The sequence below is a fragment of the Tenacibaculum geojense genome (genome assembly GCF_042676005.1).
Classification (GTDB): domain Bacteria; phylum Bacteroidota; class Bacteroidia; order Flavobacteriales; family Flavobacteriaceae; genus Polaribacter; species Polaribacter geojense.
The window spans coordinates 37,889-59,970 of record NZ_JBHTJR010000051.1 but is presented as its reverse complement, the minus strand read 5'-3'; the positions used below and the strand labels follow the sequence as shown (position 1 = coordinate 59,970).

Annotated in this window: 23 protein-coding genes, 2 tRNA genes and 1 riboswitch; all 25 genes read right to left on the bottom strand. The window is 31.6% G+C overall.

Features of this window, described 5'->3' with window-relative positions:
• Positions 1–7: 7 nt before the first annotated feature.
• Positions 8–2,308, bottom strand: a complete 2,301-nt coding sequence (locus tag ACFQ1U_RS10915) for a chondroitinase-B domain-containing protein (protein WP_386108257.1) — start codon at positions 2,306–2,308, stop codon at positions 8–10.
• A 359-nt stretch (positions 2,309–2,667) separates the two neighbouring features.
• The gene (locus ACFQ1U_RS10910) at positions 2,668–3,078 is read right to left on the bottom strand and encodes a lipocalin family protein (protein ID WP_386108255.1); all 411 of its coding nucleotides are present in this window, start codon (positions 3,076–3,078) and stop codon (positions 2,668–2,670) included.
• Positions 3,079–3,326: 248 nt separating this feature from the next.
• Positions 3,327–3,743 (bottom strand): hypothetical protein, encoded by a 417-nt coding sequence (locus tag ACFQ1U_RS10905; protein ID WP_386108253.1) that lies wholly within the window; start codon positions 3,741–3,743, stop codon positions 3,327–3,329.
• A complete protein-coding gene (locus tag ACFQ1U_RS10900) occupies positions 3,744–4,136 on the bottom strand; it encodes a hypothetical protein (RefSeq protein ID WP_386108251.1) in 393 nt (130 codons plus the stop codon). It abuts the gene before it with no gap.
• 28 nt (positions 4,137–4,164) lie between these two features.
• Positions 4,165–4,716, bottom strand: a complete 552-nt coding sequence (locus ACFQ1U_RS10895; protein ID WP_386108249.1) for a hypothetical protein — start codon at positions 4,714–4,716, stop codon at positions 4,165–4,167.
• A 293-nt stretch (positions 4,717–5,009) separates the two neighbouring features.
• Positions 5,010–5,083 (bottom strand) — tRNA-Asp (locus ACFQ1U_RS10890).
• Positions 5,084–5,126: 43 nt separating this feature from the next.
• Positions 5,127–5,200: transfer RNA gene (locus tag ACFQ1U_RS10885), tRNA-Asp, on the bottom strand.
• 54 nt (positions 5,201–5,254) lie between these two features.
• Positions 5,255–6,214: a DUF58 domain-containing protein gene (locus ACFQ1U_RS10880; protein ID WP_386108247.1), complete on the bottom strand. Its 960-nt coding sequence runs from the start codon at positions 6,212–6,214 to the stop codon at positions 5,255–5,257.
• Positions 6,215–6,248: 34 nt separating this feature from the next.
• Positions 6,249–6,566 (bottom strand): thioredoxin, encoded by a 318-nt coding sequence (gene trxA / locus ACFQ1U_RS10875; protein ID WP_386108245.1) that lies wholly within the window; start codon positions 6,564–6,566, stop codon positions 6,249–6,251.
• A gap of 333 nt (positions 6,567–6,899) precedes the next feature.
• Positions 6,900–7,856 (bottom strand): methylenetetrahydrofolate reductase [NAD(P)H], encoded by a 957-nt coding sequence (gene metF, locus ACFQ1U_RS10870; protein ID WP_386108242.1) that lies wholly within the window; start codon positions 7,854–7,856, stop codon positions 6,900–6,902.
• Between the two features lie 14 nt (positions 7,857–7,870).
• Complete coding sequence (locus ACFQ1U_RS10865) at positions 7,871–8,110, bottom strand: hypothetical protein (protein ID WP_386108239.1); 240 nt, start codon at positions 8,108–8,110, stop codon at positions 7,871–7,873.
• A gap of 9 nt (positions 8,111–8,119) precedes the next feature.
• Positions 8,120–10,780, bottom strand: a complete 2,661-nt coding sequence (gene metH, locus ACFQ1U_RS10860; RefSeq protein WP_386108237.1) for a methionine synthase — start codon at positions 10,778–10,780, stop codon at positions 8,120–8,122.
• The gene (locus ACFQ1U_RS10855) at positions 10,770–11,783 is read right to left on the bottom strand and encodes a homocysteine S-methyltransferase family protein (protein ID WP_386108234.1); all 1,014 of its coding nucleotides are present in this window, start codon (positions 11,781–11,783) and stop codon (positions 10,770–10,772) included. The genes metH and ACFQ1U_RS10855 overlap by 11 nt, the downstream gene beginning before the upstream one ends.
• A gap of 55 nt (positions 11,784–11,838) precedes the next feature.
• Positions 11,839–11,983, bottom strand: a riboswitch (SAM riboswitch).
• Between the two features lie 113 nt (positions 11,984–12,096).
• The gene (gene cysM, locus ACFQ1U_RS10850; RefSeq protein ID WP_386108232.1) at positions 12,097–12,984 is read right to left on the bottom strand and encodes a cysteine synthase CysM; all 888 of its coding nucleotides are present in this window, start codon (positions 12,982–12,984) and stop codon (positions 12,097–12,099) included.
• 10 nt (positions 12,985–12,994) lie between these two features.
• A complete protein-coding gene (gene epsC / locus ACFQ1U_RS10845; RefSeq protein WP_386108230.1) occupies positions 12,995–13,717 on the bottom strand; it encodes a serine O-acetyltransferase EpsC in 723 nt (240 codons plus the stop codon).
• 111 nt (positions 13,718–13,828) lie between these two features.
• A complete protein-coding gene (locus tag ACFQ1U_RS10840; RefSeq protein WP_386108228.1) occupies positions 13,829–14,161 on the bottom strand; it encodes a ferredoxin in 333 nt (110 codons plus the stop codon).
• Entirely contained in the window at positions 14,161–15,216 is a 1,056-nt protein-coding gene (locus ACFQ1U_RS10835; RefSeq protein WP_386108226.1) for an NAD(P)/FAD-dependent oxidoreductase, read from the bottom strand. Before ACFQ1U_RS10835 ends, ACFQ1U_RS10840 begins: the two co-directional genes overlap by 1 nt.
• Positions 15,216–15,803 carry a precorrin-2 dehydrogenase/sirohydrochlorin ferrochelatase family protein gene (locus ACFQ1U_RS10830; RefSeq protein ID WP_386108224.1) on the bottom strand — a complete coding sequence of 196 codons (588 nt, stop codon included), beginning with the start codon at positions 15,801–15,803 and terminating at the stop codon, positions 15,216–15,218. Before ACFQ1U_RS10830 ends, ACFQ1U_RS10835 begins: the two co-directional genes overlap by 1 nt.
• Before the next feature lies 1 nt (position 15,804).
• The gene (gene cobA / locus ACFQ1U_RS10825) at positions 15,805–16,578 is read right to left on the bottom strand and encodes a uroporphyrinogen-III C-methyltransferase (protein ID WP_386108222.1); all 774 of its coding nucleotides are present in this window, start codon (positions 16,576–16,578) and stop codon (positions 15,805–15,807) included.
• An 11-nt stretch (positions 16,579–16,589) separates the two neighbouring features.
• A complete protein-coding gene (locus tag ACFQ1U_RS10820; RefSeq protein ID WP_386108220.1) occupies positions 16,590–18,692 on the bottom strand; it encodes a HEPN domain-containing protein in 2,103 nt (700 codons plus the stop codon).
• Positions 18,693–18,702: 10 nt separating this feature from the next.
• A complete protein-coding gene (locus ACFQ1U_RS10815) occupies positions 18,703–19,050 on the bottom strand; it encodes a 4Fe-4S dicluster domain-containing protein (RefSeq protein ID WP_386108218.1) in 348 nt (115 codons plus the stop codon).
• Positions 19,051–19,057: 7 nt separating this feature from the next.
• Complete coding sequence (locus ACFQ1U_RS10810) at positions 19,058–20,305, bottom strand: sulfate adenylyltransferase subunit 1 (RefSeq protein ID WP_386108216.1); 1,248 nt, start codon at positions 20,303–20,305, stop codon at positions 19,058–19,060.
• A 101-nt stretch (positions 20,306–20,406) separates the two neighbouring features.
• Positions 20,407–21,312 (bottom strand): sulfate adenylyltransferase subunit CysD, encoded by a 906-nt coding sequence (gene cysD, locus ACFQ1U_RS10805; protein WP_386108214.1) that lies wholly within the window; start codon positions 21,310–21,312, stop codon positions 20,407–20,409.
• Complete coding sequence (locus tag ACFQ1U_RS10800; protein WP_386108212.1) at positions 21,305–21,550, bottom strand: DUF2061 domain-containing protein; 246 nt, start codon at positions 21,548–21,550, stop codon at positions 21,305–21,307. The genes cysD and ACFQ1U_RS10800 overlap by 8 nt, the downstream gene beginning before the upstream one ends.
• Before the next feature lie 122 nt (positions 21,551–21,672).
• On the bottom strand, positions 21,673–22,080 hold the full coding sequence (locus tag ACFQ1U_RS10795; RefSeq protein ID WP_386108210.1) for an RrF2 family transcriptional regulator: 408 nt from the start codon (positions 22,078–22,080) through the stop codon (positions 21,673–21,675).
• Positions 22,081–22,082: the final 2 nt, after the last annotated feature.

The window sequence follows — 22,082 nt, the reverse complement described above, 5'->3', positions numbered from 1 at the left end:
ATTTGAACTAGTATACTAGCTTTAATTTTAAATTTTGAACAATTTTAATTTCTCCTGAGTTGTTAATTGAATTATTTTTAGGAGTATCATTTTTTTCTCCCCATAAAACGGCAATTGTTTTAACAGGATTATTGATAAATGTGTTGTTATGTAAAAAAACTTGAACAATCCCTCTGTTTTTTATTAAGATGTTATCTTTTTCTTGTTTTCCGCAATTGGTAACTGTATTGCCAATAAAGTATAAATTACCGCCAATGGTAGATTCATCATAACCGCCACGGTAATAATCAATAATTTTTTCTGAAACAGAATCGAAATGAGTATTCTTTACAATTAAAAATTCAACATTGTAATCTCCCTTGTCGTTGGTTTCTTTATTTAATAATAATCCTTTTTTGCAATGACTAATCTTCGAATTTATAATAGAAATAGTGTCAGCAAAAGAGCCTTTGGAAGTTTCTAAAACGCTTTTAAAATTTTTTACAGAAACATTATTTAAGAATATATCATATGCTTTAGACATATTTTTATCTAAAGTTTTAAAAGCATCTTGTTGTTTATTTCCTACTATTTCAATATTATGAATTTTAAGTTTTCCTTTTGGATGCATTTCAAAAGCAGAATTAGAGCTTGTAAAGTTTATAGTAACTTGTTCTGTAGTTTTTGCCTTTAAAATCAGGTTTTTATCTACTGCAATACTCTTGTTAATATTAAATATATTTGCGTTGAGTAAAATAGTATCGCCATTTTTTGATATATCAATTGCTTTTAGTAGTTCTTCGTTTGTGTTAACTAGATGGTTTTTAGAATTGTATTTGTTCTGGTTTGGTTGGTACCATGTGGTACCATAATTAAAGTTTGAAAAAGAAGTAGTTTGATCCGCCTTAACTATTGCGCCAATATTGTTATTATCGAGACTTCTCTTGTTTCCAAAAATATCGGTAGTAATTTTATTAAAATTGAATCCGTTGTATAAATCTTTATTGTAATTATCAGGATAAAAAATTAAAGTATCATGTTGTTTTAAATTGATATCTTCAGATGTAATTCCATTTTTAATTAATTCTTTTTGATATTGCGTATTTGTACTATTGTTAAAAAACTGAATACCTTCAATTTTATCATAGTTTTTAACCACATTATGGGTTGTGTTTTGGTTATGTATTAAATTATTAGCAATAATTGTTCTTTCAGGAATTGCAGATCTAATTTCACTAGGTGGTAATACTTCAGCTTGACTTATGTTAGCACCCACACCTATATGAAATGGAGTTTGAGTATTTATAAATGAATTATATGCTATAACAACATCTGTAACTTGATTGTATCTATTTAAGGGAGATTTAGGTATTCCGTTCATAATTGCTAGTGGAGCTCTAAATTCTTTTCCTTTTAAATTGATAAAATAATTGTTAGTTACCCAATGGCCCGTATTTATAACTCTGATGCCACCAATAAATTCTGAATTAATATTACCAATAAATACATTACCGTTTATAGTAGCATAATTTCCATGTCTTAAAACTAATGAACCTTCACATTCAAAGAAAATATTGTTTTTAAATACATTGAAATTAGATTTACTGGAGATAATTTCAACCTCACCATTACATCTTTCAAAATAATTATTTGAAACGTTTATATAAGAAGGAGTCATAGAGGTGTAACTGTCTCCAATTTGCATAGTTTCAGATTTCGGCCCACCTTTTCTAGGTCTTGGTCCAAAATGATTATTAATTATTTGATGTTGGTTGTTAATGTGTTCGTTGCCTTTTAAGAAAACTCTAAGTGTTGGTCCTTGGTTAGATTTTCCAGCAATATAGTTGTTGGCTACGGTATTGTGTTGTCCCCAAAGTTCTATCCAATGATCTTTTATATCTCTGCTAGGTTGTGTAAACTCTTCAATAACACAGTTGGTAACACTACAATTAAAGGCTGGAGTTTCGTTATCTGTTTTAAAACGTATTACAGAATTAGTAGGAGTGTGGCCATTTCTAAAATATAAATCTTTAACCTGTAAGTATTGTCCGCCAATAGTTAAGTTTGATTTTCCTTCAATAAATACGTTTCCTGGAGTCTCGGCTTTCAAAATAATAGTATTTTCTTTTGTTCCGTTGGCTTTAAACTTTATAGAAACGTCACTCCAAATCCCATTTTTAAGTATAATATGGTCTCCTGGCTCTGCTTTTTTGATGGCTTGTTTTAAAGCTTCTTTATTATTAACAACTATTTTTCGGTTGTTTTTTTTATTGCAAGAGATAAAGAGAAATAGGGTAGTTGTTATTAAAATGTAAAGTTTAAGTTTCATAAAACAATTATTGGTTTTCCAAATTGGTTTACCAAATATATGTAATTTTTTATTGTTTTATGAACTTTAAAATAAAATCGTTTAAAAATAGGTAAATATTAATTTTTAAACATAATTTTTTCGTGTATTCTTATTTTTCTTTAGGGTTTCGTATTTTAATGTTTGTTAAGGTAAAGTAACTAAAAAAGGTGTTTTATAAGTAGGAGTGAGGTAAAATGAAAAAAGCTCTTCAAAATAAAAATTTGAAGAGCTTTTTTTGCGGTCTGGACGGGACTCTCTACTTTTTAAATTTTATGAGTCTTTATATGGTTTATAAAAGATTAAATTATTGATGTATCCCTAAATGTATGCCTTTTCCTTTATTCTATTCGAGTATAGTTAATTGTTTTAATATAACTTTCAACACCTGATACACTAAACTTAAAATTCATATCATTTCCAATTATTTCTACAATTTGTTTATTATCTCCAGGAAGAGTTAATTCATTATTTGATGTATTAAAAGAATATGTTCCTTCTAGGTTAGTCATCTCTTCACAGTTAACTCCAGAATATCTAGTTAAATAAACTTGATTATTTGATTTGAATTCTAAAGTTTCTTTTAATTCACATTCAGATAAAGAAATTTCATCTATTTCTCCATTTTGATATTCTTTAGTTTCACTTGTTTTTTTCCATTTTCCAATCAAACCTGACTGTACATTATCTTCATTATTTCCGCAAGAAAATAACGTAATTATTGTAATTAAAAGTAAGATTCCTTTTTTCATAATTTATTTAATTTTTAAATTAATTTACTTAATAGTAATTAATTGGTTTTTAGTTTTAATTATAATTTTTAATAATATATCTAAACTAAAGTATAAATGAATATAAATCACTAATACTCCATTAATTTCCAAAATATCATTTTTTATATATTTATAAACTTCATAACTACCATGTGTATGCACTAATTCTAGATCAAACTCCCAATTTTCATACTACATACCTATTTTAAATGGAAGTTCTTTTAAAATCATACAAACACTTTATTTTTCCTATTATTTATAGGTACTGCTACTTTAAAATCAATTCTATCATTTTGTTTATAATCTAAATGTATAGCTGTATCATTTTGAATACAAAATAAGTCTGAATTACCCCCAAGAACATCTTCAAATAAAAGTTCATTTTCATTATTCGCAAATGAATTTATAAACTGATGTAAAGAGTTAAAATTCTCATTAGATGTATTGTAAGTAACAGCAATTAGTTCATTATCATAAAAGCTCACATAAATTGTTACTGATATAATTCTATCTAGAATAGATAACTCTGATTTTAAACTCTTATAAATCTTAACTTTATTTGGTAAAGTTGTAAGATACACCAAGTCAGACTTATTTAAGTCATAACAACTTTTAAGCTTATAATGTAAGTATTCTGTTATCATTTATTTTTCATCATTATGTATAGTAGCCTTATATGCTACAAAACCAGAAAATAATTCAAGTATATTTAAAAATAATATGAAAAATTCTTTTCCAACAATACTTAAATAACCAAACACAAGTAGCTTTACTAAAATTAATAATGTCATTATTAAAGCTACCTTATTTTTATGTGTAGGCTCTAGTTTTACACCTACAATAACAAATAAATACCCTGCTATTAATGAAGATACTATTCTAGCAATATTCATAGATAAGTTATCAAATAAATTGAAAGTCATATTGTCTAAAAACCAACAAATAATTATTGGTATAACTAGAAATATTAAGAAGTATGCTAATAATGATAAAGGTAATATTAAAAGTCTATTTATGACTAGATTTTTATTATTCATAATAATTGATATGTATTTTATTAAAATGTTATTCTTGGGTTTTATTTAAATAATGAGCCCATAAATAATAAGTTAAAGCAATTATTAATGCTATGAAGCTATACCTCAAATTTGATATAACACTATATGTTTCTCCAGTTTCATAATCAACTCCTTCTAATCCTCTTGGGTCTCCTCCAAAAATTAAAGTTATTAAAGGGCTTATAGATGATATTCCAAATACAAGTCCAGCGGCAAGTAAACACCCTTTACTTTCTTTCTTTTTAGAAGCTTCAGAATGATTTGTATTCTCATTATTATTTTGACTTTTTTTCACCTCCATTTTCTCATTTTTTAAAAAGTATCTTTTATATATAACTTCTACATTATCTATCTCTCTACCAGTTTTAACCCAAGTTTCAGCTAATACATTATAAGCATCATCTACTTTTTGATAAGTAGAAGCTTTTATCATACTTTCAATTAAATCTTGAAAAGTAGCTTCTCTATCTAACTTTGGTTCAAGTTTATACTTAATATAATTATCAAGTTTATCTGCATACTCTTTAGTTATTGGTTTAGTAACTTTTCTTCTAGGCATTTTAAATAAACATTCCTTATTGTCATATATGGCATAAAGTTAAACAAATTTATATCATTTATTCACTTGTCAAATAAGACAAGTAATAATGAGTCAAGATTTGAAAGAAGTACAAGTTTATATTAAATAAATTATAAAATTTTAAGTGTAACTCTTTTTGTGCACCTAAATTTTTGTTTAGTGTACCAAATAGTATTGTTTTAAAGAATTAAATAAAGAATAGTGGAGTAGGAGTAAGCCCTTGAAATTACTGTAAAAAGAAAAAGCTCCTCAAAATTTGAAGAGCTTTTTTGCGGTCTGGACGGGACTCGAACCCGCGACCCCATGCGTGACAGGCATGTATTCTAACCAGCTGAACTACCAGACCGTTTGCATTTAGCAAATATTTTTAATATGTTTTTGAACTTTAGCGGTCTGGACGGGACTCGAACCCGCGACCCCATGCGTGACAGGCATGTATTCTAACCAGCTGAACTACCAGACCGTTGCGCTAAGCGGATGCAAATATAAAAACTTTTTTTAATTAATAAGCTTAATTTTATAAAAATTTTTGCCTGCTTATTAAATATGAAGTGAGTATTGGTGTAACTCCTTTTCTAATATTTACAGGAACGTAATCAATTTTATATTGTAAGCATTTGTTTTTAAGGTTGCTAAAAAAAAGAGCGACTTCAGTGTTATATTTTTCTTTAATAGAATTAGCATATAAATTTATTTCCTCATTTGTTTCAACATCAACAAACTTTTTTGGAGTGTCATCAAAATTAAAGTCAAATTCTAATTCTTTATCATAGGTATGAAACAATACAACCTCGTGTTTGTTATACTTTAAATGACGTAAAGCTTCAAATAATTCGTCATGATTTTTAGATGTTTGAAACATATCTGAAAAGACAAATATTAATGACCTTCTATGAATTTTTTCTGCTATTTCGTGTAAATATTGATACGTTTCTGTTCCTTTATTTTTTACAGTTTTAGTTTGTAATAAAGTATCTAATTGCTGTAAAATCATTTTTCGATGCCGTTCACTTCCTTTTTCAGGGGCATAAAATTCATAAGAATCAGCATATATACTTAAACCTACAGCATCTCTTTGTTTTTTAAGTATTTCTAGTAAAGAAGCCGCTGCTACAGCCGTAAAGCCAATTTTATTAAGGTTTTTAAGGTTGTTATTATTGCTGATAGGGTAGTGCATAGATGCTGAATTATCTATAATAATATGGCATCTTAAATTTGTTTCTTCTTCATATTTTTTGGTGTACAGTTTTTCTGTTTTAGCAAAAAGTTTCCAGTCTATATGTCTGGTGCTTTCTCCTTTGTTATATAGTTTATGTTCAGAAAACTCTACAGAAAATCCATGAAATGGACTTTTGTGCATACCTGTTATAAAACCTTCAACTACTTGTTTGGCAAGAATATCTAGATTTTTTATTTCTGAGTTTTGAGGTTGCGTAAGATCTATCATAGATCTTAAAAATAAAAAAAGGTTTGACATTAGCCAAACCTTTTTTATTGATGTATGTGTTATTTTATAAAGCTGCGTCTATTTTTTCAGTATACGCTTTTTTAGGAGCTGCACCTACTTGTTTAGCAACAACTTCACCGTTTTTAAATATTAAAACAGTTGGTATGTTTCTTACACCATATTTTGCTGCAAATTCTTGGTTAGCATCAACATCTACTTTACCAACAACTGCTTTTCCAGCGTATTCTTCGCTAATTTCGTCTACAATAGGTCCTACCATTCTACAAGGTCCGCACCAAGTTGCCCAAAAATCAACCAATACTGGTTTGTCTGAATTTAATACAACTTCCTCAAAAGACGCATCTGTAATTTCTAAAGCCATTTTATTTAGGGTTTATAATTATAAATCAATTTGATAATGTACAAAAATAAACAAATATTTGACTATTACAACCCCTGTCAAATTGGTTTTTATTATACAGTTATTAGTCTTACTGATACCTTGTTAGAGTGTTTTGGTTATAAAAAATAAGCCAGCATTAGTGAGAAAAAAGCCAATGCTAAAAGCTGAAACATGAACTTAATTTCTAAATTATATTTTTTCATTTCTTTTATTTTTTGCAAAACTAATTACTTTACAATGAGTGTAGTTTACCAGTTTTAAAAATTAATGTTAAATGAATGTTTAGTACTTACTCTAAACTATTTTATAACTTTAAAATACTTTACAAGCTATGTTTTTAATGTTATCTGATTTTCCCATTGAATAATAATGTAAAAAAGGTACTCCGTTATTTATCAATTCTTTACTCTGATTGATGCACCATTCCACACCAACTTCTCGTACTTGTTGGTTGTTTTTACAATTTACAACAGCCATAATTAAATCATCAGGAAGATCAACTTTAAAGCGATGAGGAATCATATTTAATTGCTTTTTTGTTGAAATCGGTTTTAATCCTGGAATAATTGGCACGGTAATTCCTTCTGCACGACATTTATCAACAAATTCAAAATATTTTTGATTGTCGAAAAACATTTGAGTTACGATATAATCCGCTCCTTTTTTAATTTTTTTCTTCAAAAAATGAATATCTGAATCTAAACTTGGAGCTTCCATGTGTTTTTCAGGATAACCTGCAACTCCTACACAAAAATCTGTTGGTGCTGAATTTTGTAATTCTTCATCCAAATACTTTCCATGATTTAAACACTCAATTTGATCTACTAAATCGCTAGCATATTGGTGACCTTCTTTTTCAGGTTTAAAATAAATTTCGCTTTTAACAGCATCACCGCGTAATGCCATAACGTTATCAATTCCCAGAAAATCCAAATCGATTAAAAAGTTTTCTGTGTCCTCTTTTGTAAATCCACCACACAATACGTGAGGTATTGCATCTACATTGTATTTATTTTGAATTGCAGCACAAATACCAACAGTTCCTGGTCGTTTTTTCACAACCTGCTTTTGTAGTAATCCGTTTTCTAATTCTTTATAAATATATTCTTCTCTATGATATGTGACGTCAATAAAAGGTGGATTGAATTCCATTAAAGGATCAATATTATTAAAAATTGATTCTATATTTTGACCTTTTAACGGAGGTAATATTTCAAATGAAAATCTAGTTTTCCCTTTAGATTGTTCTATGTGTTCTGTAACTTTCATTGTATTGATCTTTCTTAAAGAACTTTGTTTTTAATGGTTTCAAAATCGCCTTCATATTCCCAATATATCCATCTTCCGTGCGCATAATCTGTTAATATGAATTTTTCACTTATCGATTTTATTCTTTCAATATTGACTAGCTTTTTGTTATAGCCTTCTACTTTAATTTCTTCTATTATCTCTTTATGTTGTTCATCAAATCCATGAACAATTTGATGACTTCCTAATTTTAATTCTATAAACTTTTTGCTCATCGCTATATATTAATCGGCAATAATGTGACTTAACCATTTTCGAGTTAAATCTTCACTAATTCCTCTTCGTTCGGTATAATCTTTTAATTGATCTTCTTTTATTTTTCCTAGTCCAAAATATTTAGCTTCTGCATTTCCGAAATAATAACCAGAAACACTCGCTGCAGGCCACATTGCTAAACTTTCAGTAAGTTGAACTCCTATTTTTTCTTCAACCTTTAATACATCCCAAATCGTATTTTTCTCTAAATGATCTGGACATGCAGGATAGCCAGGAGCAGGACGAATTCCTTTATAATTTTCCTTTATTAATTCTTCATTCGACAAGTTTTCTGAAGTCGCGTAACCCCAGTATTTTTTACGAACTTCCTCGTGAAGATATTCAGCAAAAGCTTCTGCAAAACGATCCGCAATTGCTTTAATCATTATGGAATTATAATCATCATTATTCTTTTCATATTCTGTAGCAAGCTCAGCCGTTCCAAAACCAGCTGTTACACAAAATGTTCCTAAATAATCTTGAATTCCTGAATCCTTTGGTGCAATAAAATCAGACAACGCAATATTTGGTACTCCTTCTCTTTTCTTCAATTGTTGACGAAGCGTAAGGAATGTAAATTCTTTACCATCTGCGTTTACAACGATGTCGTCTTCAACAGAATTCGCTTCAAACAAGCCAAAAACTGCTTTAGCTTTTAGTAGTTTTTCCTCTATAACTTGGTTTAATAATACTTTCGCATCTTCATATAATTCGGTTGCTTGTTTACCTACTATATCATCGGTTAATATGTCTGGAAATTTTCCATGTAAATCCCATGATCTAAAAAATGGACTCCAATCGATATAATCCATAAGAAGGTTTAAGTCTAAGTTTTCGATTACATAAGAACCTAAAAAATCAGGTTTTGTAATTTCTGATGTTTCCCAATTAATCTGAAACTTGTTCTTTCTTGCTTCCTCAATGGTTACATAATTTTTCTGTTTAGTTCTATTTAAAAACTGATCTCGAAACTTATTGTATTCACTTCGAATTTCCTCTTTATAAATAGTATTATTCTCCTGTAATAAATTTCCTATAACCGTTACTGCTCTTGATGCATCGTTTACATGCACCACAGAATTTGTGTATTTCGGAGCAATTTTAACAGCTGTATGTGCTTTAGAAGTAGTTGCTCCTCCAATTAACAATGGAATATTCATTTCTTTCTTTTCCATTTCATTGGCCAGATATACCATTTCATCTAAAGAAGGCGTAATTAATCCACTTAAACCAATTACATCAACTTGTTCCTTTTGTGCTACTTCAATAATTTTTTCTGGCGGAACCATAACTCCAAGATCAACTATTTCGTAGTTATTACACCCAAGTACAACGCTCACAATATTTTTACCAATATCATGAACATCTCCTTTTACCGTTGCCATTAAAATTTTACCCGCTGAACTTGCTGCGCTGTCTTTTGATTCCTCTATAAATGGCTGTAAATATGCCACAGCTTTTTTCATTACACGAGCTGACTTTACCACTTGAGGTAAAAACATTTTTCCGCTTCCAAACAAATCCCCTACCACATTCATTCCAGACATTAAATGACCTTCAATAACTTCAATTGGTCTTTCTACACTTTGACGAGCTTCTTCAACATCTTCTTCAATAAAAGCATCTATTCCTTTTACTAAACTATGCGTAATACGGTCTTGTAAAGAGTTTTCTCTCCAAACTAATTGCCTTGAAGAATCTTCTTTTTTTATTCCTTTTACTGTTTCAGCGAACTCTAACAATCTTTCTGTAGCATCATCTCTTCTATCTAATAAAACATCTTCCACATGTTCTAATAAATCTTTTGGAATTTCATCATAAACTTCCAACATTGTTGGATTCACAATTCCCATATTCATTCCATGTTGAATAGCGTGATATAAGAAAGCTGAGTGCATTGCTTCTCGAACAACATTATTTCCTCTGAAAGAAAAAGACACATTACTTACACCACCAGAAACACTGGCATATGGTAGATTGGTTCGAATCCATTTGGTAGCTCTAAAGAAATCAATTGCATTTTTTCTATGCTCTTCCATACCTGTTGCTACAGGGAAAATATTAGGATCGAAAATGATATCTTCTGGAGGAAATTTTACAACATCTACTAAAATTCTATACGAACGTTCGCAAATTTCTATTCTACGTTCATAATTATCAGCCTGACCAACTTCATCGAAAGCCATTACAATAGTTGCAGCTCCATATCTTTTAATCAACTTAGCCTGACGAATAAAAGCTTCTTCTCCTTCTTTCAAAGAAATAGAATTCACCACACATTTTCCTTGCGCAACTTGCAATCCCGCTTCGATAATTTCCCATTTAGAACTATCAATCATAATTGGAATTCGAGCAATGTCTGGTTCAGAAGCAATTAAATTTAAGAATGTTACCATGGCATGAACACCATCTAGCATTCCTTCATCCATATTTACATCCAAAATCTGTGCACCACCTTCTACTTGATCACGTGCTACCGCAAGCGCCTCTCCATATTTTTCTTCTTTAATTAGACGAAGAAATCTACGTGATCCTGTTACGTTTGTTCTTTCTCCAACATTTATAAAATTACTTTCAGGTGTTATGATTAATGGTTCTAATCCTGATAATTTTAAATACCTATTCTCCATATGCTTCTACAACAGTTTTTCTTGGTTTAAAATTCTTCGCTGCTTCGGCAATTGCACCAATATGAGCGGGAGAGGTTCCACAGCAACCGCCAATAATATTTACTAAGTTTTGTTCGAGAAAACTCTCAATTAATCTCTTCATTTCCTCTGGACTTTGATCATACTCTCCAAAAGCATTGGGTAATCCTGCATTTGGATGAGCAGACGTAAAAAAATGTGTATTATGGGACAATCTCTTTAAATAAGGTTCTAATTGTTCGGCTCCTAACGCACAATTAAAACCAACACTTAATAAAGGAATATGTGAAATTGAAATTAAAAAAGCCTCTACAGTTTGTCCTGAAAGCGTTCTTCCACTTGCATCCGTAATAGTTCCTGAAACCATCACAGGAATATCAATATTACGCTCTTCTTTAACTTCTTCAATAGCAAATAATGCAGCTTTGGCATTTAGTGTATCGAAAATAGTTTCTACTAATAAAACATCTGATCCTCCATCTATTAAAGCTTCAACTTGAAGTTTATATGCAACTCGCAATTCATCAAAAGTAACAGCACGATATTCTGGTTTGTTAACATCTGGAGATAAACTGGCTGTTCGATTTGTCGGACCAATTGAACCCGCTACAAATCGAGGTTGACCAGGTGTTTTTAGTGTAAATTCTTCCGCTACTTCTTTCGCAATTTTAGCCGATTGGTAGTTTAACTCATAAACTAAATCTTCCATTTCATAATCGGCCATTGCAATGGTGGTTCCGGAGAAAGTATTGGTTTCTATGATATCAGCTCCAACAGCTAAATATTTTCTGTGAACATCTTTAACCGCTTCCGGCTGAGTTATGGATAACAAATCATTATTTCCTTTTAATGGTGAAGGATGACCTTTAAAACGTTCTCCACGAAAATCTTCTTCAGTGAATTTATATTCCTGAAGCATTGTTCCCATGGCGCCGTCAAGGACCAATATTCTTTTTTGAATTTCTTTATAAATTGTATGTGACATTCCTGATATTATAGATTAATGCTGTTATCAGGAAAAGAGAAGTAGATATTCCTTTGAGTTATCTCTCTGTAATACTGAAACTGATTCAGTGTGAACAGTAGAATGTAGCACCTTCTTTGTGATTCTGAAACAATTTCAGTATATACAAAGGGTTGCTAAGGCTTCAAAGGGTCTATTCCCTCCACCTTTCTTGATAACAACAAAAATGTTAATGAACTAATTTTGACAAATGTAATTAACTTATTTTAAATAATAAATTAATCTGATTGTTTTACAAAGGATTGTTTAAAAATAACGAACAAAACGAATCCGTTTACTCGTATATATCTGAAGATAAATATCGATCTCCACGATCACAAATTATGGAAACAATTATACCTTCATCGATCGTTTCTGCCAGTTTCAAAGCCGCAGCAGTAGCTCCTCCGCTACTCATCCCAGCAAAAATACCCTCTTCATGAGCAAGACGAACAGTCATTGCTTTTGCTTCTTCTTGACTAACTTCCAAGATTTGATTTATTTTTTCGCGTTTAAAAATAGCAGGTAAATATTCTTCTGGCCATTTTCTAATTCCCGGAATTCGAGCACCTTCTTTTGGCTGAACTCCAACAATTTGAATATTCTTATTTTGCTCCTTCAAAAAGTCTGAAACTCCAGTAATAGTTCCTGTTGTTCCCATAGCAGAAACAAAATGTGTTACTTGACCTTCAGTATCTCTCCAAATTTCTGGTCCGGTTGTACTATAATGCGCTTTAGGATTATCAAAATTATCAAACTGATTCAGTCTGAAATATCCTTTTTTATATTTTAATTCTAATGCATGATCAATAGCTCCTTCCATTCCTGCTTCAGAAGGTGTTAGAATAACTTCTGCGCCATACGCTCGCATTGTTTTTACACGCTCAATAGTTGCGTGTTCTGGCATTACCAACACCATATTTACACCTAATACTTTCGCCATTAAAGCTAGTGCTATACCCGTATTTCCGCTAGTAGCTTCTACTAATGTGTCACCTTTTTTTATATTATTTTTCTTTAAAGCTTCTGAAATCATGAAATAGGCAGCACGATCTTTTACACTACCTCCAGGATTATGACCTTCAAGTTTAAAAAATAAACGAACGTTTTTCTTATTTAATAATTTTGTAGCCTCTACAAGAGGAGTATTTCCCACAAAATGTGTAATATTTTTTGAATTCATATAATTCTTTTTAAGTATAAATACTATTTTGAGATTTATAAATTACTTTTGAATTTGGTTCAATTGATTGTGTTATGCAAACATTTGCTCCAATGATAGAATTTTCTCCAATTGTAACATCACCTAAAATGGTTGCATTTGCATAAATAGTCACATTACTTTTTATTGTTGGGTGTCTTTTTACTTCTGCAAGCTCTTTGGCTACTTGGATTCCACCAAGAGTTACACCTTGATAAATACTAACATTGTTTTCAATTATGGTTGTTTCTCCAATGACAACTCCTGTTGCATGATCAATAAAAAATGCATCACCTATAACTGCACCAGGATGAATATCTACTCCAGTTAAACCATGACCGTATTCACTCATCATTCTGGGCAAAATCGGAACTTTCATTTTATACAATTCATGACTTAGCCTATGAATAGCAATAGCATGAAATCCTGGATAAGCCAAATAAACTTCTCCTAAACTTTTACAGGCAGGATCTGTATTTTCAAATGCTTGAGCATCTAAATCCAACTTTTTTCGTATGTCACAAAATGAATTTTGATAATAAGACCATATATCTTCAGGTTTTTCAACAGACAAACCTTCTAAAATACTTATAAATTGATTTTTTAAACGCTTAGCCTTCTCTTGGCAAACATCGTCAAACAAAGCATAAAATAACTGTTTTGTAAAAACTGCTACATCATCTTTTAGGGTTAAGTTGTAGTTATTAAACTTCATTTTTTTCTTAATAATCGTAATCTTCTTCTTACTTAGAACTATCTTAACAACCTTTATGTTGTCGCAACTAAAGATACTGAATAATGATCATTTTATAGTAGTCCTAAATTATTAACTCTCCGGCGCTAATTCAACCTCTAACCCTTCTAATGCTGGCGTTATTTGAATTTGACAACCCAGTCTACTATTATCTTGTACATCAAAAGCTTCTGCTAGCATTGCATCTTCATCATCAGTCATTTCTGGCAACTCGTGATTAGAGTTCACATAACATTGACACGATGCACACATAGCCATTCCTCCACAAATACCAATAGTTCCTTCTGGAGCTAATTCGTAAGAACGAACAACTTCCATTAGATTCATTGCCATATCTGTCGGAGCAACTACCTCATGAATTACACCATCGCGGTCTTTAATTTTTATAGTAACATCTTGTTCCATTACTCAATAGCTTTAACCACTGCTTTTGGTGCTTCTTTTTTTGTTCCTTCAAAACCTTGAACTCCTCCAACAGTTGTGTATTTCATCACATACTTTTTGTCTGGGAAAATTCTTTTATATGCGCTTTGACACATTAAAGTAGCTTCATGGAATCCACATAAAATTAACTTTAATTTACCTGGATATGTATTTACATCACCAATTGCATAAATTCCAGGAATATTTGTTTGATAGTCTAATGAGTTATCAACTTTAATAGCATTCTTCTCTATTTCTAATCCCCAATTTCCAATTGGACCTAATTTTGGTGCCAAACCGAATAATGGAATAAAATGATCGGTATCTAAAATAAATGGTTCCTTATCTTTTTGTTCAACCACAACGCCTGTTACATGATCATCTCCAAGAATTCCTTTCACCTCAGCTGGAGTAATTAAATTAATCTTACCTAAGTTTTTAAGCTCTTGAACTTTTTCTACAGAATCTAAAGCTCCTCTAAATTCATTTCGTCTATGAATTAAGGTAACTGACTTTGCTACATCTGCTAAAAAAATAGACCAATCTAAAGCTGAATCTCCACCTCCTGCAATTACTACATCTTTATCGCGATACAGTTCAGGCTCTTTAATCATATATTCAACTCCTTTATCTTCGAATTTTGCTAAATTTTCAATTTGAGGTTTTCTTGGTTCAAAACTTCCTAATCCTCCTGCTATTGCTACAACTGGAGCTTTGTGTTTTGTTCCTTTATTTGTAGTGACAATAAAACTACCATTCTCTTGTTTTTCGATGGTTTCAGCACGTTCTCCTAAGGTAAATCCAGGTTGAAACTGTTTTCCTTGCTCTAATAGTTTTTCCGTTAAATCTCCAGCTAAAATCTCTGGATAAGCCGGAATATCATAAATCGGTTTTTTAGGATAAATCTCCGAACATTGTCCACCTGGTTGTGGTAATGCGTCTATTAGATGACAACGCAATTTTAATAATCCTGCTTCAAAAACTGTAAATAAACCTGTTGGCCCTGCTCCAATAATCAGTATATCTGTCTCTATCATTACTCTTGCTTTTCTACTAAACTCTTTGTGAACTCGTTTAGTTGTTCTACTTTTTGTTCAAAGTTTCCTTTTATTGTTTTTCTGTAATCATTTAGGTTTTTAACCAAATCGTCAATTTTATCTGGAATTACTTCTTCAAAAAACTGACGTAATCTTTTTGCCGTTGTTGGTGATTTCCCATTTGTTGAAATCGCAATTTTCACATTTCCTTTTGTTACGATTCCACCCATGTAAAAATCACAATATGGAGGATTATCAGCCACATTTACCAACTTCTGTTGCTCTCTACAATCCATATATACCTGAACATTTACTGCTGGTTTATCAGTGGTTGCAATCACCATATGTTTTCCTTCTAAATAGGAAGTTTTATAAACATCTTCAATAAACTTTACATCTCCTTTTTTAGCGAGTTCTAAAGTTCCTTCTCTAAACATTGGAGAAACCATTGTTACTTTTGCATCGGGACTTGACTTTAGTAAGAAGGTTAATTTTTCTTCTGCCACAAAACCACCACCCACAATAAGAATTTCCAGATTTTTTACTTTTAAAAAAACAGGATATAAATTGTTTCTTTCTTCACTCATATTAAGCTGATTTTGTGAATTCACTCTTTATACTATTTTGTATTCTTACTAACTCATGACGATGATTAACAACTTCTCCAAGAATAATTATTGCTGGATTGCTTAGTTGTTGCTCCGTTACTACATTTTCAATAGTTCCAACTGTTCCTATTCCTACTTTTTCCCTTATGGTTGTTCCGTTTTGAATAATTGCGACAGGCAATTCATTCTTGCCTTCTTTTTGAAAAAGTTCAACTATTTGAGACAGTTTTCCCATTCCCATGAGTATGACAACCGTTGCGTTTGACTTTGCTGCCAAAGCAACATCACTAGATAATTTATGAAATTTTGTAGTTCCCGTTATAACCCAAAAACTCTCTGAACTTCCTCTTTTTGTTAGTGGTATATTTTGATAAGCAGGAACGGCTAAAGATGATGAAATACCTGGCACAACCGCTACATTCATTCCGTTTTCCGCGGCGTATTCCATTTCTTCTGCTCCACGTCCAAATGTGAAAGGATCTCCACCTTTTAACCGAACTACATGTCCATGCGAATAACCACGCTCAACAATTAACTCGTTGATTTGTTCTTGTTGATAACGATAGCAACCTCTTCTTTTACCAACGAATATCTGTTCTGCACTTGGATTCACATATCTCAACAACTCCGAATTCACTAAGGCATCATACATCACAACATCAGCTTCCTTTAAAACATTAATTGCCTTTAAAGTAATTAAATCAGGATCTCCTGGCCCAGCTCCTACGACTGTTAGTTTTGGTTGTGCAATCATTATTTCTACTTTTAACTTTCTACTACTTCTTTCCTGTAAACATCTACTTTAGAATAAAATTCAGTCGCTTGCTTTGCATATTTTTTAGCGAAAGCTTCGGTAGGTTCATTAGTATTTATCTGATATACAAATTCTGAAAACGTTCCATCAATATTGATTTTATTTGTATTTACAAATACTTCATCAAAGTTTGAGATAATTCCAGCATGCGTGTTGGTTTTTGCTCCTTCAGCAGTTAATAATGCTTTGGCTGTATTTACGATTGCCGCATAAGAATGATAAATACTATCAGACCATTTTTGATCTTTGATAGCTTCGTTTGCGTTTTCAATTTTCTCTTCACTTTCAAATAAAAGAGTGGCAACCAAATCAATAACTACACCAGCACATTCACCAACTCCAATAGCTTTCACATAATTCTTATCATGTCCCCAATCGATAAAATCATCTTCCGTTAAATTGGTGGTATCTGATAAATGTTTTAGAATATCATAGAAATACGTTTTTCCTTGACGATCATAGTACGCTAAGAAATCTTCATGTTCATTGCTATTATCTTCAAAATCATTCAACAATATTCTTAAAGCTTTTGGACCTCTTTTACTTGGTACTTTAATTACTTTGTCTGAAAATTGACCTTGACCATTTCCTAAAACTCCTCCACCTAACAAAATTTGTAATGCTGGAGCTACTAATGGTCCTGATTTAATTGACATTCCTTGGAAACCAATATGAGCCATGTTGTGTTGACCACAAGCATTCATACAACCACTAATTTTAATAGTGACTTCTTTATTATTGATATATTGAGGATATTCTGCTTTCAACACTCTTTCAAGTTCAACCGCAATTCCTGTGCTACTAGCAATTCCTAAATTACATGTATCCGTTCCTGGACATGCTGTGATATCAACCAAGCTATTATAACCCGCTTCGGCAAATCCTAGTTTTTTAAGTTCTGAATAAAAGAATGGTAGAAGCTCTTCTCTTACATGACGGATTAAAATATTTTGACGCAGTGTAAAACGTAATTCATTTGCAGCATAATTCTTAATTAAATCCGCAAGAAGCCGAGCTTTATCCGTATAAAAATCCCCTAAATGAACCTTAATTCCAATCGCATATAATCCTTCTTGTTTTTGAGGTATTACATTTGATTTTTTCCATGCATTATACTCCGATTCGTTTTCAATGATCACAGATGGAACTTCCTCTGACTTAAAAATGATATCGGTTTCAAAATCTGAAGTGTCAATTGGATATGTTTGATATGCTAATGCTCTTTTCTCATTTTCAACCAAGGTTAAAAACCCATCTAATCCTAAATCTTTAACTAAGAACTTTAACCTTGCTTTTGCTCTTTTCGAACGCTCACCATAACGATCAAAAACTCGTAAAACACCTTCAATAGTTGGAATTAACAAATCAGTCTCTAAGAATTCATACATAACATCTGCATGTCTTGGTTGAGAACCTAAACCTCCTGCCAATAATACTTTAAAACCTTTAACATCTGTATCTCCAATCTTCTTCGTTTTTGCGATAAAACCTAAATCGTGCATAAAGCTTAAAGCAGTATCTGCTTCTGTTCCAGAAAAAGACATTTTAAATTTTCTTCCCATTTCTTGGCAAATAGGATTTCTCAAGAAAAATTGAAATGTTGCATGCGCGTAAGGTGTCACATCGAAAGGTTCATTTATATCAATCCCAGCTGTTTCGGATGCTGTAACATTTCGTACTGCATTTCCACATGCTTCACGTAAGGTAATATCATCTTTTTCTAACTGTGCCCATAATTCTGGAGTACGATCTAAACTTACATGGTGAATTTGAATATCTTGACGTGTTGTGATATGTAATCTTCCTCTAGAAAATTCATCAGAAACATTTGCAATTCGATGTAACTGTTCACTCGTAACTTTACCATACGGCAACTTGATACGAATCATTTGTACGCCTAACTGTCTTTGCCCATAAACTCCACGAGCCAAACGTAAACTTCTGAATCGTTCTTCGTCTATTTGTCCCTCTTTAAAAAGACGGATTTTTCTTTCCAACTCTAGGATATCTTTCTCTACAATTGGGTTTTCTATTTCGCTTCTAAAACTTTGCATGACTTCCTATTTACTTATGCAAAAACTGTTGCTTGTTTAATAATTCTTCCTCGGTTTCAACATGATTTTCATCTGGAACACAGCAATCAACTGGACAGACAGCTGCGCACTGCGGTTCTTCATGAAATCCTTTACACTCTGTACATTTATCTGGTACTATGAAATAATATTCATCAGAAATTGGCTCTTGCTCGTCATCAGCATTTAGCTTCACTCCATTTAATAGCTCAATATCTCCTTCCAAGGATGTCCCTTGACTGTATTTCCAGTCCTCAGCTCCTTCGTAAATCGCTGTATTTGGGCATTCAGGCTCACATGCCCCACAATTGATGCATTCGTCTGTTATAATAATTGCCATGATTTCTTTAGTTTATAAAACCTACTCCGGATGTATTATTAGTTTTTGGATTGATAAGAATAAAAGCTCCATTCGATTTATTCTCTTTATAACTATCGACAAGTAAAGGCTTACTTAACTTTAGTTGAACTTTACCTATTTCATTTAAGGATAGTTTTGAAGGGTTTTCATCCTTTCCCGAAAAATCAGTATGAATTATATTTTCTAGACTTGTAATCTTTACTTGAGCATCATTTACACCATGCTTGATGTAATATTTATCTGAAGTTTGTAATGGTGATTTATCCATCCAACAAATAGTTGCCTCTAACTGCTTTGTAATTTGAGGTTCTTCTCCTGATTTTACAATCATATCTCCTCTACTTACATTTACATCGTCCTCAAGAGTTAATGTAAACGAACTTCCACTCTTTACTTCATTGAATTCTTGGTCAAAAAAATGGATGCTTTTTATGGTAGATTCAATGGCTGATGGTAATACAGTTACTTTATCTCCAACAGCTAAATTACCACCGTATAATTTTCCTGCATATCCTCTATAATCATGAAAATCATCTGTTTTTGGTCTAATCACAGATTGAACAGGAAATCGAGCTTGAGCGTCATTCTCATTTTCTTCAAGATTTAAACTTTCTAAGTATTCTAAAATACTTTTACCGGTATACCAATCAATATTCGATGAAGGGTTTACAACATTATCACCATGTAATGCAGAAATAGGAATGAATGTAATCTTCTGATTTTTATAGTCGCTTTTTTCAGCTAAATATTCTATTTCTCCTTTTATTTGATTGAACTTTTCTTCTGAATAATCAACCAAATCCATTTTATTTACAGCAACAACAACCTCCTTAACTTGTAATAAATTATTAATAAAGAAATGACGATATGTTTGCTCAACAACTCCATTTCTTGCATCTACTAAAATGATTGATGCTTGTGAGTTTGAAGCTCCAGTCACCATGTTTCTTGTATACTCAATATGACCAGGAGTGTCTGCTATAATAAAACTAGTTTTTGGTGTTGAAAAATAAATATGAGCTACATCAATTGTAATTCCCTGTTCACGCTCAGCTACTAAACCATCGGTAGCTAAAGAAAAATCTAAATAGTCAAATCCACGTTGTCTACTTTTTTCTTCTATTGCCTCTAATTTATCTTCTGTTAAGGAATTTGTATCGTATAAAATTCTACCAATCAAAGTACTTTTCCCATCATCTACACTACCTGCTGTTGCTAATTTAAGTACGTTCATTTTATATAGTGTTTAGAGAGCTGAGACTGTAAGTTCGTTAATACATAATCCCCAAAATATTTTCCCCTACAGTCTGTTCGCTCCTTTAAATATTGTTTTGTTTAAAAATATCCTTGCTGTTTTCTTTTTTCCATTGCCGCTTCCGATCGTTTATCATCGATTCTTGCACCTCTTTCCGAGATTCTCGAAGCTCTAATTTCTTCAACAACTTTATCAATGTTACTTGCATCTGATATAACAGCTGCTGTACAACTCATATCTCCAACTGTTCTAAAACGTACAGTACGCTCTTCGATTAATTCGTCTTCCTCTCTATACACCACCTCATCATTTGCAGACCAGATTAATCCATCACGGACAAATGTTTCACGTTTATGGGCGAAATAAATAGACGGAATTTCAATTGCTTCTTTCTGAATGTATGTCCAAACATCTAGTTCTGTCCAATTGGAAATTGGAAACACACGAACATTTTGACCTAAATCGATTCTTCCATTCAACATATCGAATAATTCTGGACGCTGATTTTTCTCATCCCATTGTCCGAAATCATCTCTTACAGAAAAAATTCGTTCTTTCGCTCTTGCCTTTTCTTCATCTCTTCTTGCTCCTCCAATACAAGCGTCGAATCCGAATTCTTCAATAGCATCCAATAAAGTTTCTGTTTGTAAAATATTTCTACTTGAATACTTTCCAGTTTCTTCCTTTACTTTACCTGCATCTATATTGTCTTGCACATTTCGTACAATTAATTCCACACCTAGTTCTTTGACCAATCTATCCCTGAATTCAATTGTTTCAGGGAAATTATGGCCTGTATCTATATGTAATAATGGAAAAGGTATTTTTGCAGGATAAAATGCTTTTTGTGCTAATCGAACGAGCGTGATACTGTCTTTTCCTCCTGAAAATAACAATACTGGTTTTTCAAACTGCGCTACAACTTCACGAAGAATATATATTGCTTCACTTTCTAGTGGATTGTTATTGTATTTAGTTTTATTCATTTGTTTTTCCCCATTTTATGATGTTCCAAACTCTTTCGTGGAAGAAATACAACATCATTTTAGTTATTAATTCAATAGCGCCAATAGATAATGCAAGGTTTAATTTACCAGTTATAATACATGTAATAACCATTGTATCTATGGTACCAATGATTCTCCAGCTAATTGATTTTAGAACGCTTCTGTAAGGTTGTTCTTGATTTTTGTTGTTTTTAGGATCTAATTTTTTTAAAAACATGGTATTTTATCATATTTAACCTATCGGTTTAGTAGGGTAATTAGAATGCAAATATAACGACATGTTTTAAAAATCAAAATTAATATTTGAAAATTAACAATATAGAAGTTATTGTTTAGGTACTAAACTAAATCAGCAAGAGAAGTATTTCTTAAAACATTTAATGTGTTATCTCTAACTTGAATCATTAATTTATGAACAGAACATTTGTCCTCATCAGGACAATCGGCACATTTTTCATAAAAGTTAAGACTCACACATGGAACCATTGCTATAGGACCTTCAAGTGTTCTAATAACCTTTGTCATTTCTACTTCTGAGGCGTCTTGTATAAGATAATAACCACCACCTTTACCTTTTTTTGCGCCTAAAATACCTGCTTTCCTCAAGGTAAGTAAGATACTTTCTAAAAATTTATGGGAAATATTTTCGCTTTCAGATATTGTTGCTATCTGAACTTTAACTCCTTTTTCTTGCCTAGCAATAAAAGTGAGTGCTTTTATACCATATTTTGTCTTTTTAGAAAGCATAT

Coding starts and splice junctions, on each gene's coding strand:
- metF (WP_386108242.1), bottom strand. CDS start 7,856: ATGAAAGTTACAGAACACATAGAACAATCTAAAGGGAAAACTAGATTT.
- ACFQ1U_RS10830 (WP_386108224.1), bottom strand. CDS start 15,803: ATGAGTGAAGAAAGAAACAATTTATATCCTGTTTTTTTAAAAGTAAAA.
- ACFQ1U_RS10820 (WP_386108220.1), bottom strand. CDS start 18,692: ATGCAAAGTTTTAGAAGCGAAATAGAAAACCCAATTGTAGAGAAAGAT.
- trxA (WP_386108245.1), bottom strand. CDS start 6,566: ATGGCTTTAGAAATTACAGATGCGTCTTTTGAGGAAGTTGTATTAAAT.
- ACFQ1U_RS10800 (WP_386108212.1), bottom strand. CDS start 21,550: ATGTTTTTAAAAAAATTAGATCCTAAAAACAACAAAAATCAAGAACAA.
- ACFQ1U_RS10835 (WP_386108226.1), bottom strand. CDS start 15,216: ATGATAGAGACAGATATACTGATTATTGGAGCAGGGCCAACAGGTTTA.
- cysM (WP_386108232.1), bottom strand. CDS start 12,984: ATGAATTCAAAAAATATTACACATTTTGTGGGAAATACTCCTCTTGTA.
- ACFQ1U_RS10815 (WP_386108218.1), bottom strand. CDS start 19,050: ATGGCAATTATTATAACAGACGAATGCATCAATTGTGGGGCATGTGAG.
- cysD (WP_386108214.1), bottom strand. CDS start 21,312: ATGAATAAAACTAAATACAATAACAATCCACTAGAAAGTGAAGCAATA.
- ACFQ1U_RS10880 (WP_386108247.1), bottom strand. CDS start 6,214: ATGTCAAACCTTTTTTTATTTTTAAGATCTATGATAGATCTTACGCAA.
- ACFQ1U_RS10905 (WP_386108253.1), bottom strand. CDS start 3,743: ATGATAACAGAATACTTACATTATAAGCTTAAAAGTTGTTATGACTTA.
- ACFQ1U_RS10910 (WP_386108255.1), bottom strand. CDS start 3,078: ATGAAAAAAGGAATCTTACTTTTAATTACAATAATTACGTTATTTTCT.
- ACFQ1U_RS10865 (WP_386108239.1), bottom strand. CDS start 8,110: ATGAGCAAAAAGTTTATAGAATTAAAATTAGGAAGTCATCAAATTGTT.
- ACFQ1U_RS10855 (WP_386108234.1), bottom strand. CDS start 11,783: ATGTCACATACAATTTATAAAGAAATTCAAAAAAGAATATTGGTCCTT.
- ACFQ1U_RS10915 (WP_386108257.1), bottom strand. CDS start 2,308: ATGAAACTTAAACTTTACATTTTAATAACAACTACCCTATTTCTCTTT.
- epsC (WP_386108230.1), bottom strand. CDS start 13,717: ATGAAGTTTAATAACTACAACTTAACCCTAAAAGATGATGTAGCAGTT.
- ACFQ1U_RS10895 (WP_386108249.1), bottom strand. CDS start 4,716: ATGCCTAGAAGAAAAGTTACTAAACCAATAACTAAAGAGTATGCAGAT.
- ACFQ1U_RS10795 (WP_386108210.1), bottom strand. CDS start 22,080: ATGCTTTCTAAAAAGACAAAATATGGTATAAAAGCACTCACTTTTATT.
- ACFQ1U_RS10840 (WP_386108228.1), bottom strand. CDS start 14,161: ATGGAACAAGATGTTACTATAAAAATTAAAGACCGCGATGGTGTAATT.
- cobA (WP_386108222.1), bottom strand. CDS start 16,578: ATGATTGCACAACCAAAACTAACAGTCGTAGGAGCTGGGCCAGGAGAT.
- ACFQ1U_RS10810 (WP_386108216.1), bottom strand. CDS start 20,305: ATGAACGTACTTAAATTAGCAACAGCAGGTAGTGTAGATGATGGGAAA.
- metH (WP_386108237.1), bottom strand. CDS start 10,780: ATGGAGAATAGGTATTTAAAATTATCAGGATTAGAACCATTAATCATA.
- ACFQ1U_RS10900 (WP_386108251.1), bottom strand. CDS start 4,136: ATGAATAATAAAAATCTAGTCATAAATAGACTTTTAATATTACCTTTA.